The organism is Pseudomonas sp. D8002, from assembly GCF_013385695.1.
GTDB lineage: Bacteria > Pseudomonadota > Gammaproteobacteria > Pseudomonadales > Pseudomonadaceae > Aquipseudomonas.
This window is the reverse complement of record NZ_JACAPM010000051.1, coordinates 64777-79627: the sequence shown is the minus strand read 5'-3', so window position 1 is coordinate 79627 and position 14851 is coordinate 64777. Positions and strand designations below refer to the sequence as shown.

At 62.8% G+C, this 14851-nt stretch carries 12 protein-coding genes; 5 read left to right on the top strand and 7 right to left on the bottom strand.

The features are described from left to right. The first annotated feature begins 1 nt into the window (after window position 1). Window positions 2-952 (top strand): alpha-E domain-containing protein, encoded by a 951-nt coding sequence (locus tag HX807_RS27555; protein ID WP_003217078.1) that lies wholly within the window; start codon window positions 2-4, stop codon window positions 950-952. Between the two features lie 172 nt (window positions 953-1124). Here HX807_RS27555 and msrA read toward each other — a convergent pair whose 3' ends face one another. The 3 genes from msrA to msrB form a co-directional block, all read right to left on the bottom strand. Beyond that, window positions 1125-1820 (bottom strand): peptide-methionine (S)-S-oxide reductase MsrA, encoded by a 696-nt coding sequence (gene msrA / locus HX807_RS27550; RefSeq protein WP_008433754.1) that lies wholly within the window; start codon window positions 1818-1820, stop codon window positions 1125-1127. Between the two features lie 143 nt (window positions 1821-1963). Beyond that, window positions 1964-3721 carry a cytochrome c biogenesis protein DipZ gene (locus tag HX807_RS27545; RefSeq protein WP_177051705.1) on the bottom strand — a complete coding sequence of 586 codons (1758 nt, stop codon included), beginning with the start codon at window positions 3719-3721 and terminating at the stop codon, window positions 1964-1966. Window positions 3722-3750: 29 nt separating this feature from the next. Further along, on the bottom strand, window positions 3751-4263 hold the full coding sequence (gene msrB, locus HX807_RS27540) for a peptide-methionine (R)-S-oxide reductase MsrB (protein WP_003217084.1): 513 nt from the start codon (window positions 4261-4263) through the stop codon (window positions 3751-3753). A 301-nt stretch (window positions 4264-4564) separates the two neighbouring features. On the opposite strand from msrB, the gene HX807_RS27535 reads away from it, so the two are divergent. Both HX807_RS27535 and HX807_RS27530 read left to right on the top strand, forming a co-directional pair. Then, window positions 4565-5275: a response regulator transcription factor gene (locus HX807_RS27535; RefSeq protein WP_177051703.1), complete on the top strand. Its 711-nt coding sequence runs from the start codon at window positions 4565-4567 to the stop codon at window positions 5273-5275. After that, window positions 5272-6738: a HAMP domain-containing sensor histidine kinase gene (locus tag HX807_RS27530; RefSeq protein WP_003217087.1), complete on the top strand. Its 1467-nt coding sequence runs from the start codon at window positions 5272-5274 to the stop codon at window positions 6736-6738. Before HX807_RS27535 ends, HX807_RS27530 begins: the two co-directional genes overlap by 4 nt. Here the strand turns inward: HX807_RS27530 and HX807_RS27525 are convergent. Together HX807_RS27525 and HX807_RS27520 are read right to left on the bottom strand one after the other, a co-directional pair. Then, complete coding sequence (locus HX807_RS27525; RefSeq protein WP_177051701.1) at window positions 6701-7642, bottom strand: alpha/beta fold hydrolase; 942 nt, start codon at window positions 7640-7642, stop codon at window positions 6701-6703. The genes HX807_RS27530 and HX807_RS27525 overlap by 38 nt on opposite strands. Further along, window positions 7635-8561: an AraC family transcriptional regulator gene (locus HX807_RS27520; RefSeq protein ID WP_177051700.1), complete on the bottom strand. Its 927-nt coding sequence runs from the start codon at window positions 8559-8561 to the stop codon at window positions 7635-7637. The genes HX807_RS27525 and HX807_RS27520 overlap by 8 nt, the downstream gene beginning before the upstream one ends. A gap of 97 nt (window positions 8562-8658) precedes the next feature. Between HX807_RS27520 and HX807_RS27515 the strand changes: the two genes are divergently transcribed. Further along, complete coding sequence (locus tag HX807_RS27515) at window positions 8659-9618, top strand: oxidoreductase (RefSeq protein WP_134326656.1); 960 nt, start codon at window positions 8659-8661, stop codon at window positions 9616-9618. Window positions 9619-9676: 58 nt separating this feature from the next. Then, entirely contained in the window at window positions 9677-10885 is a 1209-nt protein-coding gene (locus tag HX807_RS27510; protein ID WP_177051698.1) for a serine hydrolase, read from the top strand. Here the strand turns inward: HX807_RS27510 and HX807_RS27505 are convergent. Both HX807_RS27505 and HX807_RS27500 read right to left on the bottom strand, forming a co-directional pair. Continuing rightward, the gene (locus tag HX807_RS27505) at window positions 10845-13133 is read right to left on the bottom strand and encodes an ATP-dependent DNA helicase (protein ID WP_177051696.1); all 2289 of its coding nucleotides are present in this window, start codon (window positions 13131-13133) and stop codon (window positions 10845-10847) included. The two genes, HX807_RS27510 and HX807_RS27505, sit on opposite strands and share 41 nt — an antisense overlap. Beyond that, a complete protein-coding gene (locus HX807_RS27500; protein WP_177051694.1) occupies window positions 13130-14779 on the bottom strand; it encodes a VRR-NUC domain-containing protein in 1650 nt (549 codons plus the stop codon). Before HX807_RS27500 ends, HX807_RS27505 begins: the two co-directional genes overlap by 4 nt. Window positions 14780-14851 lie beyond the last annotated feature (72 nt).

Genomic DNA, 14851 nt, shown 5'->3' with positions numbered 1-14851 from the left:
TATGCTGAGTAGAACCGCCGCAGATCTGTATTGGATGTCCCGTTACCTGGAGCGTGCCGAGAACCTGGCGCGCATGCTGGAAGTCAGTTATTCGCTGTCGTTGATGCCCCAGGCCGGGCGCAGTGACGGGCTGGACGAGTTGGCCATGTCGCTGCTCAGCAGCGGCACACTGGACAGTTACCTTGAGCGCCATCAGCAACTGGACGCCGAGCGCATGCTGCACTTCTTCGCCCTCGACGAGGAAAACCCCGCCAGTATCTACAATTGCCTGCGGGCTGCACGGGGTAATGCCCATGCGGTGCGGGGACGGATCACGGCTGATATGTGGGAAAACCTCAACGCCACCTGGCTGGAGATGCGCAGTATTGCGGCCGGCGGGTTGGCGCGGCATGGCATCAGCCACTTTTGTGACTGGGTGAAGCAGCGCTCGCACCTGTTTCGTGGGGCGACGTCCGGGACGATCATGCGCAACGATGCGTATCGGTTTATTCGGCTGGGGACGTTTGTCGAGCGGGCGGATAACACGTTGCGGTTGCTGGACGCGCGGTATGAAATGTTTGGGGAAGAGTCCGAGGAAGTCAGCGACCTTTCGGCACGCGGGTATTACCAGTGGAGCGCGTTGTTGCGGGCGCTGTCGTCGTTTGAGGCGTATACCGAGCTGTACCCGAATGCGCTGAATGCGCGGTCGGTGTCGGAGTTGTTGCTGTTGCGCAGTGATGTGCCGCGCTCGTTGCATGCGTGTATCGAGGAGTTGAGCCATATCCTGGCGGACCTGCCGGGGAGTTATGGGCGTACGGCCCAGCGTTTGGCGGCGGAGTTTGAGGCGCGGCTGAGGTATACAGGGATTGATGAGATTCTGGAGGATGGGCTGCATAGCCGGTTGACGGATTTTATCGACACCGTGCGGGAGTTGGCGCGGGCGATTCATAGCTCCTACCTTGAAGTCGTCTGATAATCGTTCCCACGCTGATCGTTCCCACGCTCCGCGTGGGAATGAATCCGGTGACGCTCCGCGTCACGACTTCAAGAGCGGACGCAGAGCGCCCTGGCGGCATTCCCACGCAGAGCGTGGGAACGATCGTCCAGCGTGGGAACGATCGTCGAAAGTGGGAACGATCATAGGTCTACTGGTTTTTCACCAGTACCGGTTCTGCGCGGTACTGCTCAGGGAACAATTTTTTCAGCTGGGCCACCTTTGGCAGGTCGTTGATCACGATGTAGGGGTACGACGGGTTTTCGGTCAGGAAGTCCTGGTGATAGGACTCCGCCGGGTAGAAGGCTTTGCCCATCTCGATCTTGGTCACGATCGGCTTGTCGAAGGCTTTCGCGGCGTCGAGCTGGGCGATGTAGGCCTGGGCGACTTTTTGCTGTTCGGCGTTCTGGGCAAAGATCGCCGAGCGGTACTGGGTGCCGCTGTCCGGGCCCTGGCGGTTGAGTTCCGTGGGGTTGTGAGCGACCGAGAAGTAGATCTGCAGCAGCTTGCCGTAGCTGACCTTGCTTGGGTCGTAGGTCACGGCGACGGACTCGGCGTGGCCGGTATCGCCGCCGCTGACGCTTTCGTACTGCGCGGTGCTCGCCGCGCCGCCGTCATAGCCGGAGACGGCGTTTTTCACCCCTTGTACATGCTGGAACACACCCTGCACGCCCCAGAAGCAGCCTCCGGCGAAGACCGCGGTTTGCAGGTTGTTCGCGTCTGCCGGCAGGTCCATGGCCGGAGGCGCGATGGCCACGGCGTCGTCGGACGGGCCGAAGGAGAACGCCGAGCTGTGGCCGACAAAGGCGGCGAACGCCAGGGCCGGTAAGTACTTAAGCAGTTTCATCTCAGTCACTCCGAAACATCAGGATAAATGCGGTCAACTGTGTGTGTGGCTTGCCTGCGATTGAGGTGGTGAATTCAACATCGCTATCGCAGGCAAGCCAGCTCCTACTTGATCGGGTTAACCATGCCAAATTTCGCTATGGGTTAGCCGAAGGTGAAGGCATAGGCCGCCACTTGCGGGTCCAGGAACTCGATGGTGAAGGTCCGGTCCTTGACCGCGCCCGGCTGGCGCACCAGTTGATACAAGCGTTGTTCGGTCACGGTGCCGCTGCCATCCGGTGCGACGTCGGTGCCGTGGGCATCCCCCGGCGCCTGGCCGTCGATGCTGACCTTGAAGCGCACCGGCTTGCCGTCGGCGCCCGGGCCCAGCACCAGGTGCAGGTCACGGGCGTGGAAGCGGTAGACGATCTTGCCGTTGGCCGCTGCGAGGGTGGCTTGCTGGCCGCCGACGTTCCATTGGCCTTCCAGGGTCCAGTTGTTCAAGGCCAGGTTGCCGGCTGCCGGGTAGTTCACCACCTTGTCGGTGCCCAGGGTGCCGGTGGTCACGAAGTTCTCGGCGCGCTGGAAGCCCAGGTAGGTTTCCGGCGACTGCACTTCGTTCATGTCCGGTGCGGCCTGGATGCCCTTGGCATCGGCTTCGATCAAGCCGCCCGCCACCTTGGTAGCGCCCGCCTCACGCAGCAGTTGCTGGATCACTCGCTCGGACTCGGCGTAGTCACCCTCGCCAAAATGGTGATAGCGGATCTGGCCCTTGGCATCGGCAAAGTAATGCGCCGGCCAGTACTGGTTGTTGAAGGCGCGCCAGATCTTGTAGTTGTTGTCGATGGCCACCGGGTAAGTGATGCCCAGGTCCTTCATGGCCTTGGTGACGTTGTTCACGTCGCGTTCAAAGGCGAATTCCGGAGCGTGCACTCCGATCACCACCAGGCCCTGGTCGCGGTATTTCTCGGCCCAGGCCTTGACGTACGGCAAGGTGCGCAGGCAGTTGATGCAGGAGTAGGTCCAGAAATCCACCAGCACCACCTTGCCTTTCAACGCCTCGGCAGTCAGTGGCTCGGAGTTGAGCCATTGCACGGCACCGTCCAGCGGCGGCAACTGGCCCTCCACTGGCAGCGTGTCACTGTGGTTGGCGGCCATCATCGCGCCGCCGGCCATCATCGCCCCGCTCTTCTGTTCAGGCTTGGCGCTGAGTTTCTCCACCAGGCTTTGTTCCAGGCCACCGGTTGACGCCGTCGACAGGCGCGCCAGGATCCCGGTGTCCAGGCCCAGGGCGATGGCCGCCACACCGGCCAACATCAGGGCGCCGAGCCCACGACGCAGCCATTCACCAGCGCCCAGCGAACGCTTCATGAAACCGAAGACTTTACCGCCGACCAGCAGCGCCAAGGCCAGGGAGGTGGCAGCCCCTGCCGCGTAGGCCAGCAAGAGCAAGGTAGTGCCGATACTGGCGCCCTGCAGCGCGGCGCCCGTCAGCACCAGCCCGAGGATGGGCCCGGCGCACGGCGCCCACAGCAGCCCGGTGGCCACGCCGATCAGGAACGATGCGCCCGGACGCGGCCGCGAATCGGCCCCGGCGGCTTCCGACAGGCGACTGCCCGCGGCCACCAGCGGCCGGGTCAGGCGCTCGGACAGGCTTGGCAGCAGCAGCGTCAGCCCGAATAGCGCAACAAACAGCAACGCGAGCCAGCGACCGTACTGATTGACTTGCACCACCCAACCGCCGCCCACCGCCGCGAGCGAGGCGACCAGGGCGAAGGTCATCGCCATCCCCAGCAGCAGCGGCAAGCCACTGCGCAAAAACGGCTGCCCGGTGCGAGCGAAGACAAAAGGCAGAACCGGCAGGATGCAGGGACTGACAATCGTCAGCACGCCGCCCAGATATGCGAGAACCAAAAGCCACATGGGGTAGACCCTTATAGGAAGACATTGAATTAAGTCGCGGTGAACGTCATGGCTGCGCCGTTCATGCAGTAGCGCAGGCCGGTGGGTGCCGGGCCGTCATCGAACACGTGGCCCTGATGACCGCCGCAGCGGCGGCAGTGGATTTCCTTGCGTACCACGCCGAAGGAGGTGTCGACGTGGCTGGCCACGGCGTTTTCCAGGGGTTGCCAGAAGCTGGGCCAGCCGGTGTGGCTTTCGAATTTGGTGGCCGAGGCGTACAGGGGCAACGCGCAACCGGCGCAGGCGAAGGTGCCGTTGCGGTGTTCACTGTTGAGGGCGCTGCTGTAGGGGCGTTCGGTGCCCTCCTCCCGCAGGATCGCGTACTGCTCGGCGGTCAACAGGGTGCGCCATTCGGCGTCGGTGTGGCTGACTTCGAAATGTTCGGCGGCTTCAGCTTCGGCGATCAGGGCGGGACCGGCGTTGATTTTTTGCAGCAGGCCACCGGCGATTACCGCGAGGCCGAGGCCGCCGCCGGCGAGCAGGATCTGTCGACGTGAATACATGAGTTGCTCCTCACACAAATGCGGATGGCTGGCGAAGCCCCTATGGCTGATAAACAAACTGTGGCGAGGGAGCTTGCTCCCGCTGGAGTGCGCAGCGCTCCCGGCTTTTTTGGGGCCGCTGCGCGACCCAGCGGGAGCAAGCTCCCTCGCCACAATGAGGGGGGCGTACTTTTGCCGTTGCGATGAGTAAGGTTAGGCCCGGGGTGGTCGCGGAATCCTCACGCAGAGTTAAACAATTCGTGATAACTACACTGTTGCAAAAGCCGCACAATGCGCGAATCAAGAAGACAGGTTTTTATCAATGGATCAGCCCAAACGTGTCCTGGTGGTCGAGGACGATGCCCATATTGCCGATTTGATCTGCCTGCACCTGCGGGACGAGCAGTTCGAGGTGGTTCACAGTGCCGATGGTGACGAAGGCCTGCGCCTGCTGGAGCAAGGCGGCTGGGATGCGTTGATCCTGGACCTGATGCTGCCCGGCGTCGACGGCCTGGAGATCTGCCGGCGGGCCCGGGCAATGACGCGCTACACGCCGATCATTATCACCAGTGCCCGCTCCAGCGAGCTGCATCGCATCCTCGGCCTGGAACTGGGGGCGGATGACTACCTGGCCAAGCCGTTTTCCATGCCGGAGCTGGTGGCGCGGGTCAAGGCGCTGCTGCGCCGGGTCGACGCCATGGCGCGCAACTTGAAGATGGACGCCGGCAGCCTCGACCTCGGCCAGTTGTTCATCAACCCGCTGACCCGTGACGCCACCCTGCAAGGCCAGCGGCTGGACCTCACGCCCCGGGAATTCGACCTGCTGTACTTTTTCGCCCGCCAACCGGGCAAGGTATTCTCGCGCATGGACCTGCTCAACGCCGTGTGGGGCTACAGCCACGAAGGTTACGAACACACCGTCAATACCCATATCAACCGCCTGCGGGCCAAGGTCGAGGCCGATCCGGCCAACCCGGCGCGCATCCTCACGGTGTGGGGCCGTGGCTACAAGTTTGCCGAGCAACCGGCATGAGGCTGACCCTTACCCAGCGCCTGTCCCTGGTGTTCGCGCTGTTGCTGCTGATTTGCAGCGGCACGTCGGCCTGGCTGCAAGTGCGCTCCAACCACATGCATGAACTGGAAGTGGTGCAAGGCCTGTCCCGCGACCTCGCCGCGCACATCGCCCGGGATACGCAGTTGATGGACGCCGACGGTCTCAAGCCGGACGCGGTGCGCAACCTGTTCAGCCAGTTGATGCTGGTAAACCCGAGTGTCGAGGTGTACCTGCTGGACATTAACGGGCGCGTGGTCGGCAACGCTGCGCCCAGCGGCCACCTGCGCCGCGACCAGGTCAACCTGGAACCGGTGCGCCGTTTCCTCAGCGGCGCGATGCTGCCGATCCTCGGCGACGATCCGCGCAGCGTCGACGGCCTCAAGGTGTTCAGCGCCGCGCCGCTGCGGGTCAACGGCCAGCAGGCCGGCTACCTGTATGTGGTGCTGCTGGGCGAAGCCCATGATGTGTTCGACGCCCGGGATGCCACCGGCATGGCACTGAACATCGCCCTGTGGTCCATCGCCCTGGTGGCATTGTTGTGCTTGCTCGCGGGTTTGACCGCGTTCGCCTGGATCACCCGGCCCTTGCGGCAACTGACCGAGAAGGTCGGCCAGTTCGACATCAACGGCGCACCGAAAGTCCCGCAGGCCGTGGCGCCCGAGGTTGCCAGCCAGGATGAAATCGCCGTGCTCGACCACGCCTTCGTGCAGATGGAGAACCGCCTGGGTGAACAGTGGCGCGCTATCACCCATCAAGAGCAGGAGCGCCGGGAGATGGTCGCGAATATTTCCCATGACCTGCGCACACCGTTGGCCTCCTTGCATGGCTACCTGGAAACCCTGTCCCTGAAAGACGCCAGCCTGACCCCGCAGGAACGCCGGCGTTACCTGGGCATCGCCCTCGACCAGAGCCGCAAGGTCGGCGGGCTGGCCCAGTCGCTGCTGGAACTGGTACGCCTGGAACACGGGTTTGTGCAGCCGGTCATCGAAGGCTTTTCGTTACCCGACCTGGTGCAGGACATTTTCCAGAAGTTCGAACTGACCGCGGAAGCCCGGGCGATCACCCTCACCGCCAGCCTGCCACCGGTGGTGCCAACCGTATTGGCCGACCTGGGCCTGATCGAACGGGTACTCACCAACCTGCTGGATAACGCCCTGCGCCATACCCCGCCCAATGGCGAAGTTGAAGTGACCCTGGCCCCCAAGTCCGGTTTTGTTGAGGTCACGGTGAGCGACAGCGGCCCCGGGATTTCGGCGGATCTGCGCGAAGGTCTGTTCCTGCGCGCCTTCACCATTGGCGGGGCTCGACGCGATGGCGGCCTGGGCTTGCGCATCGTGCACCGGATCCTGCAACTGCACGGTCAGGAAATCCGCCTGATCGATGTGCCAGGGCGCGGCGCGACGTTCACGTTCGCCCTAGAAACCCGAGCAGCAGTTCGTTGACCTTGGGCCCCTGCTCGTTCTGAATCCAGTGGCCGCAGTTGGCCAGGACGCTTTGTTGCAGGTTCGGCACGACGTCGGGCATGCGCTTGAGGGTGTGGGCTTCGAACACGCCGACCGGGTCGCGGTCGCCGATCAGGAACAGCGTCGGCTGCAGCACCTGCCTGCCGGCGAGGAACTCGGTGAGCTGCCAGTTGCGTTCGAAGTTGCGGTACCAGTTCAACGGGCCGCGAAAGCCGTCATTGGCGAAGGTCTGAACATACACGTCGAGGTCCTGCTGGCTGCACCAGGCCGGGAGCGTACCGGGCAGCGGCACACCTTCCAGCAGCTTCGCGCTGGCGGGTTTCTTCTGCAGGAAAACGTCCTGGTCCTGCATGAACAGCCGTAATGTCCGCTCGATATCGGCATCCAGTTCCTTTTCAGCCACGCCCGGGGCCTGGAAGTACAGGATGTAATTGAAGCGATCGGCGTACAGCTCGCGCATAATCTCGATCACCGGCCTGCGGGAGCGTCCGGCGAACGGTACCGACATCGTCACCAACTGGCTGACGCGCTCTGGCTCGAGCAACGCCAGGTGCCAGGCCACCACGGCGCCCCAGTCATGGCCAATCATGACGACCCGGCGATGCCCGAACAGGTCCATGGCGCCCTGGATATCGGCGCACAGGGTCAGCAGGTCATAGTCGGCCACTTCCGGCGGCGCGCTGGATTGTCCATAGCCGCGCATTTCCGGGACAAACACCCGATAACCCTGGGCCACCAGCGCCGGAATCTGCTCGCGCCAGGAGTGCCAGCACTCGGGAAACCCATGCAGCAACCACACCGGCGGGCCGCTCTCGGGGCCGGCGATGTGCACGTTCAACTCAATGCCGTTGACCTTGACCTTCTGCTGCAGGGTTTCACTCATCACTGGGTTCCTTGTGTGGGGTTCGCTCGCGGTATTCCCGGGGAGAACAAGCCATCACGCGCTTGAAAGCATTGCTGAAAGCGCTGTCTGACTGATAACCCAGGGACTGGCCGATCGTGGACACGCTGTTGTCGCTGGCTTTCAAGGCCTGTACCGCCAGGTGCATACGCCAGCGGGTCAGGTATTCCTGCGGTGCCAGCCCTACCCGTTGCTTGAAGTGCAAGGCGAAGGTGGAGCGGGATTGACTCGCCACGCCGGCCATTTCACTCAATGTCCAGCGCCGGGCGGGTGCTGCGTGAATTTCCCGCAGCACCGGGGCCAGCCTTGGATCCGTCAAGGCTCCCAGCCAGCCGCTGGTATGGGTGCCCATGGAAGATTGATAGAGCCGCAGGATTTGCACCAGCATCATTTGCGCCAAATGCTCGGTCATCAGCGCCGCGCCTTGTAACGGGCTGGCGTATTCCCGGGCCAGGCGATCCAGGCACCAACGCAACACGGCGGCCTGTTCGGAGTTGGCACTCACGCGCAACACCGGCGGCAGGCTATCCAGCAACAGTCGGGCGTCGTCCCCGTAGATAAATCGTCCGCCGATCAAGAACAGATCCACCGTGGCACCCACCGTGGCGATGCCTCCCACCGCATCGGCATACACCTCACGTGCATCGAGTCCTTCAGGGCACAGATTGCTGGACAGCCTCCACGGGCGTGCCTGGGTCAACAGGAAACAATCTCCCTCATACAAGCGTATCGGTACTGCCAGCCCTTCCACTTCCAGCCAGCAACTACCCTCCACCACCGCGTTGAACTTGATGCCATCCGGCGCCGCAAAGTCAATGGCCCAGTTGCCGCCAGCCTTCAAGCCGGCGAAGGTCGAGCGATGGCTTTTTAACAGTGCCAGCACATCGGAAAGGGTATCCATAAAAGCTCCGGACGATCGCGACAGAAACACGGACTCTAGGGCATTCCGCGTCCGGGCTCCAGCGAGAGACTCTAGGCCTCCCATAAGGAGATCTTTCATGGCTGACAAACAAACCCCAATTGGCAGCGGCTTCGATGCCGGCACTACCGCCCAGCAAGCCTTGGCGGGCAGCGATTTGCGAGGCAAGACGGTGATTGTCACCGGTGGCTACTCCGGCATTGGCCTGGAAACGGTTCGCGTGTTGGTCGACGCGGGTGCGCAGGTGATCGTTCCCGCGCGGGATCCTGAAAAGGCCGAACGCAACCTCTCGGGCATCATCGGTGTTGAACACGCCAGCCTGGATTTACTCGACCCGATTTCCATCGACCGTTTTGCCGAAAACTTCCTCGCCAGCGACCGGGCATTGAACCTTCTGATCAATAGCGCCGGAATCATGGCCACACCACTGCAACGGGATACGCGAGGTTTCGAAGCGCAGTTCGCCACCAACCACCTGGGCCACTTCCAGCTAACCGCGCGGTTGTGGCCGGCGCTGCGTGAGGCTAATGGCGCACGAGTGGTTTCGGTATCATCCCTAGGCCATCGTCTCAGCCCTGTGCATTTCGATGACCCGCAATTTGAACACCGCCCCTATGACAAGTGGCTCGCCTACGGCCAATCAAAAACCGCCAACGCACTGTTCGCGGTAGCACTGGACCGACGAGGTAAAGCGGAGGGTGTGCGCGCATTTTCCGTGCACCCGGGGGAAATCCTCACCGACCTGATCCGCTACCTGGACAAGGACGACCTGGCATTCGTCGGCGCACTGGATGAGCACGGCAATATCCGCAGCGCCAGTCACTACAAGAGCCCCGAGCAAGGCGCCGCGACCTCGGTGTGGTGCGCTGTCAGCCCGCAACTGGAGGGCATGGGCGGACTCTACTGCGAAGATTGCGATGTGGCCGCTTGGTCGCAGGATGACACCAGCCGTAACGGCGTATGGCCCTGGGCTGTCGACCCGGAGCAGGCCGAACGCTTATGGGCAGTGAGTCAGCAGTTGTGCAATGTCACGTTGTAGTCCGGGACCCCAGCGTTCATATTTGGCAGTCATGCACTGCCAATGAGCGACCTGAACCATGCAGCCTCCTGCCAGATACCTCGTGCCCCTTGCCGCCTCCCTTTGCGCCACCCTCGCCTGCGCCGACAGCCACGACCCACTGCTCGCCAAGCGCGTGGATGCGGTGGTCGACAGCGCCATTGCCGACAATCGCCTGGTGGGCACCGTGGTGCTGGTGCTGCGGGACGGGCAGCTGGTTTATCACCGTGCTGCCGGCTTGGCGGACCGCGAAGACGGGCGCCCGATGACAGAGGACACGATCTTTCGCCTGGCATCGGTGACCAAACCGCTGGTATCCGCCGCCGCGATGCACCTGGTGGAACAAGGTCGCTTGGGCCTTGACGATCCGGTCAGCCGCTGGCTGCCCGACTTCAATCCCAAGCTGGCGGATGGCACCATCCCGGTGATCACCGTCAGCCAGTTGCTTAACCACACAGCCGGCCTGAGCTATGGATTCCTGGAAAGTACCCATGGCCCTTACCGCACCGCCGGGGTTTCCGATGGTTTGGGTGAGCCCGAGATCAGCTTTGCCGAGAATCTCAAGCGTATCGCGAGCGTGCCCCTGAGTTACCCGCCGGGCACCGGCTGGCAGTATTCGATGGCCACCGATGTGCTGGGTGCGGTGCTGGAAAAGGCGTCGGGCCAGCGCTTGCCGGAATTGATCCACGAGTCGGTGACCGGGCCTCTGGGCCTGCGCGATACCGGGTTTGCCGTGACCGACCTCACGCGGCTGGCCGCCGCGTATCAGGATGGATCACCGCAGCCGTTGCGCATGGTCGACAAGGCCACGATCACCTCGGGCACCAGCACTGCGCTGTTTGATGTGCGGCGGATTCTCGATCCCCAGGCCTACCCTTCCGGCGGCGCAGGCATGGCCGGGACGGCAGGTGATATTGCGCGGTTCCTGGAAACCATTCGCCGGGGCGGCGCTCCGATCCTGTCGGCACACAGCGTGCAGTTGATGGTCACCGATTCGGTCGGCGCCAAGGCGCAAACCCAGGACCCGGGTTGGGGGTTCGGTTATGGCTGGGCGGTGCTGGATGACCCGGCGTTGACAGGCACACCGCAATCCCGGGGCACCTTTGAATGGGGCGGCGCCTACGGTCACAGCTGGTTTGTCGACCCGCAGCAGAAGCTTACGGTGGTGGCACTGACCAATACGGCTTACGAAGGCATGTCCGGCCAGTTCACCCACCAGTTGCGGGATGCGGTGTATCCGCCGCAGTGATCGACCACCAGCGCGGCAATAACTGCCGCACTCGCGCTTCGCCAAACCGGTCATCAATCAGCATTACCACCCCTCGGTCCTGCTGGCTGCGGATCACCCGGCCCGCGGCTTGCACCACCTTCTGGATGCCCGGATAAAGGTAGGTGTAGTCATAACCGGCGCCGAAAATCGCGCCCATCCGCAGCTTGAGCTGCTCGTTCACCGGGTTGAGTTGCGCCAGGCCCAGGGTGGCGATAAACGCGCCAATCAGGCGGGTGCCCGGCAGGTCGATGCCTTCGCCGAATGCCCCGCCGAGCACGGCGAAACCGATGCCCTGGCTGTGCTGGGTGAACTGGTCGAGAAACCCCTGGCGCTGCGCCTCGGCCATGCCCCGTGATTGCTGCCACAGCGGGATGTGCGGGTGCCGCTCGGCAAGCAAATGCGCCACTTGCTGCAGATAATCAAAACTGCTGAAAAACGCCAGGTAGTTGCCCGGCGCCTGGGCAAACTGCGCTGCAATCAGCTCGACGATGGGCTCCAGGGACGCCTGGCGATGCACAAACCGGGTGGAGATCCGGTCGACGATATGCACCCGCAGCTGCTCGGCCTTGAACGGTGATTCCACATCCACCCAGGCCGTGTCGGGCGGCATTCCCAGCAAGTCCGCGTAGTAGTGCCGTGGGCTCAGGGTTGCGGAAAACAGCACGCTGCTGCGGGCCGCCGTCAGCCGGGGCCGAATGAATTCGGCGGGCACCACGTTGCGCAGGCACAGGTTTGATGAACTGCGCTTGCCGCTGAGTTCGCGTTTGCTGATGTCGAAAATGAAGTGTTCGTTGAACAGCTCGGCGACCTTGGCAAACTGCAACGCCTCGAAGTAGAAGGCTTGCAGTTCGCCATTGAGTGCTTCGGGATGGTCGTTGAAATATTCACCCATGGCGCTGGTGCACAGACTCAGCGCCTGCAGCAGTTTGTCGGGTTTCTGGGCGTAGGCCTGATAAGGCGCCACTTGCTCCTTGTGCAGGGCATTCCACTCACGGTTCAGGCGCTGGAGCGGCTTTTTCAGCCGCTCGGGTGCGATCTCGCGCAGGGTCTTGAGCGTGTACTGGTCGAGGGCCGCGCTGTACATCGAGCGGCCACGCTCCACCAGGTTGTGGGCTTCGTCCACCAGCACCGCGACGCGCCACTGGTTGAGCTGGGCCAGGCCGAACAGCATGGCGCCGAAGTCGAAGTAATAGTTGTAGTCGGCGACCACCACGTCGGCCCAGCGTGCCATTTCCTGGCTCAGGTAATAGGGGCAGACGTCATGGGCCAAGGCGACTTCCCGCAGGTTGCGCTGGTCCAGCAGGCGCACGCGGGAAGCAGCTTCGCGGGCCGCCGGCAAGCGGTCATAAAAACCCTTCGCCAGTGGGCAGGAGTCGCCATGGCAGGCTTTGTCCAGGTGTTCGCAGGCCTTGTCCCGCGCCACCAGCTCCAGCACCCGCAATGGCAGATCGGGGCTGCTGTCATACAGCACCTGCGCCGCATCCAGCGCGAGTTTGCGGCCCGGGGTCTTGGCGGTCAGGAAGAACACCTTGTCCAGCTGTTGCGGCGCCATGGCCTTGAGCATCGGGAAAATCGTGCCGACGGTCTTGCCAATCCCGGTAGGCGCCTGGGCCATCAGGCAGCGGCCGGTGCTGACCGCCTTGTAGACCGTTTCCGCCAGGGCGCGCTGGCCCGGGCGAAACGCCGCATGGGGAAAGCCCAGGGCAACCGCTGCGGCATTGCGGGCTTCGCGCTGGTGCATTTCCTGTTCGGCCCAGCCGAGGAACAGGGTGCATTGCTGCACGAAGAATGCCTGCAGGTCATCAGCCTGAAACCGTTGGCTGAGCAGCGTCTCATGCTCGCCAACAATGTCGAAGTACACCAGCGCCAGGACAATCTCCGACAACCCGAGCTTCTGGCACATCAACCAGCCGTAGACCTTGACCTGTGCCCAGTGCAGTTGCCGGTGGTTGGCCGGTTGTTTGTCCAGGTCGCCGCGATAGGTTTTCACCTCTTCCAGCTGGTTGCGGTCCGGGTCGTAGCCATCCGCCCTGCCCCGGACTTTCAACTGCTGGTATTCGCCCTCCAGCGCGACTTCATTCTGGTAATGGGCGCTGCGCCGCGAGGCCACGGTGCGGTGGCCGACAATCCCTTCCTGGGCACTGGGAGACGGGGTAAAACGCAGGTCGAGGTCGCCGACCTTGGCGGTGAATTCACATAACGCACGCACCGCAACGCTGTAGCTCAAGCGGCCTGCCCCGCCCAGCGCACATAACACACAGTGACGGGCATCTGGTGTTCGCCGCAGAACTCCAGCCAGCGCAACTGGTTGTCCTGCAGGCGATCACCGGGGCCTTTGACTTCGATCATGCGGTAGGTTTTTTCTTCGGGCCAGAACTGGATCAGGTCGGGCATGCCGGCGCGGTTGGCGCGGATATCCAGCAGCAGGCGTTCGAACCAGTGGCGAAGGTGCGCCGCTGGCAGGCAGTCGAGGGCCTGATCGAGCAGTTCTTCGCTGAGCACGTTCCAGAACACGAAGGGTGACTGGATGCCCCATTTGTCTACATAACGCTGGCGAATGGTGTGCTTGTAGCGTCCATCGTCCAGTTGGCCCAGGCACTCGGCGAACAGCTCGGCGCGCCGCAGATGAAAATCCTCGCTGTGCAGGTCTACCGGCTCGCGCTGGAACGGGTGGAAAAACGACCCCGGCAACGGCGCGAAAATCGCCGGCCAGCACAGCAGGCCAAACAGCGAATTGATCAGGCTGTTCTCGACGTAATGCACGGGTGCACCATGGTCGCTGAGGTGCGCCTGTACGCAATACTCCACCGACATCATCGGTTCCGGAGCCGGCAGTTCGAGGTCCAGGCGCACGATCTCGCGGGGTTTTGCCTTGGGCAGCGCCGGCTCGCCGAGCTTGCGTCGCAGCCTGGGTATCACGCGCAGCAAGTGCTGCTGTTCGGCAGCGCTTTCCGGGGCCTGTTGCGCCTCACGGGCCAGCCCCATCGCCTGGGCAAAATCCTCCTGGCGCTCCAGCACCCGGATCAGCCGCGCCCGTGCGCCGGGATAGGTGCAGCCCCGGTAGATAGCTTCCGCCAGGGCCAACTCGGCGCTGCGCTCACAATACTGGCCCGCCTGGAACAACAACTTGGCCCGACGTTTCTCCAGCCAGGGGTTGTCGGTGTGCAAGGTAGCGATTTGTTCCAGCACGCCATCGAGTGCCTCGCCCGCTTCAAAGGCCTGCTGGCACTGATGCAGGAACAGGAAGCCGTACACATCGTCACGGCTGCGCAAACCGCGGGATTCGGCGCAGAATTCGACTTTCTCGTAGGTAAAGATCCCCAGGTCCGCCAGCACAAATTCCGACCAGTCCTGATAGAGATTACCGAAGAACATCAGGCGCAGGCGGTCGCACAGTTCCATCACGGTGAGGCTGTAAAGCTGATCGGCCAGGTCCGGGCACCAGTGCTGGAAGTGACGCAGTTCACAAAACTGCATTGACAGCGTTTCCAGCCAGTCAGCCTTCCTGGCCTTGGGTTGCTCGATCCAGGGTTTGAACGCCGCCAGGATTTCCGCTTTCTGCAACAGGCCGAACAGCTCGCCGAACGACAACAGGCATTGGTCCGTCACCCAACCCTGTTCCAGCAAAGGCACGACCGCCTCGTGCACCGCGCCGATCTCGACATAGTTGAGCTTGCCCGCCCGGAAATGCGCGCCCTTGCGCATCACCATGCGTACCAGTAACGCCTGGGATGCCTGCGGCAAGCTGTCAAATTGCTGAATGAAATGCTCTTCGTCCGGGGCCAGCAAATCGGCATAACGCTGCCCCAGCCAGGCGAGCACTTGGCGGAAGTTATGCAGGTAATAGAGCGGATCTTCTAGGGGATTGGACATTTCAGGCACTGGATCAACCACTGTTTATGCATACAGAGTGCCGTCCCTGACCGACTGTTGCAATCAGTAATA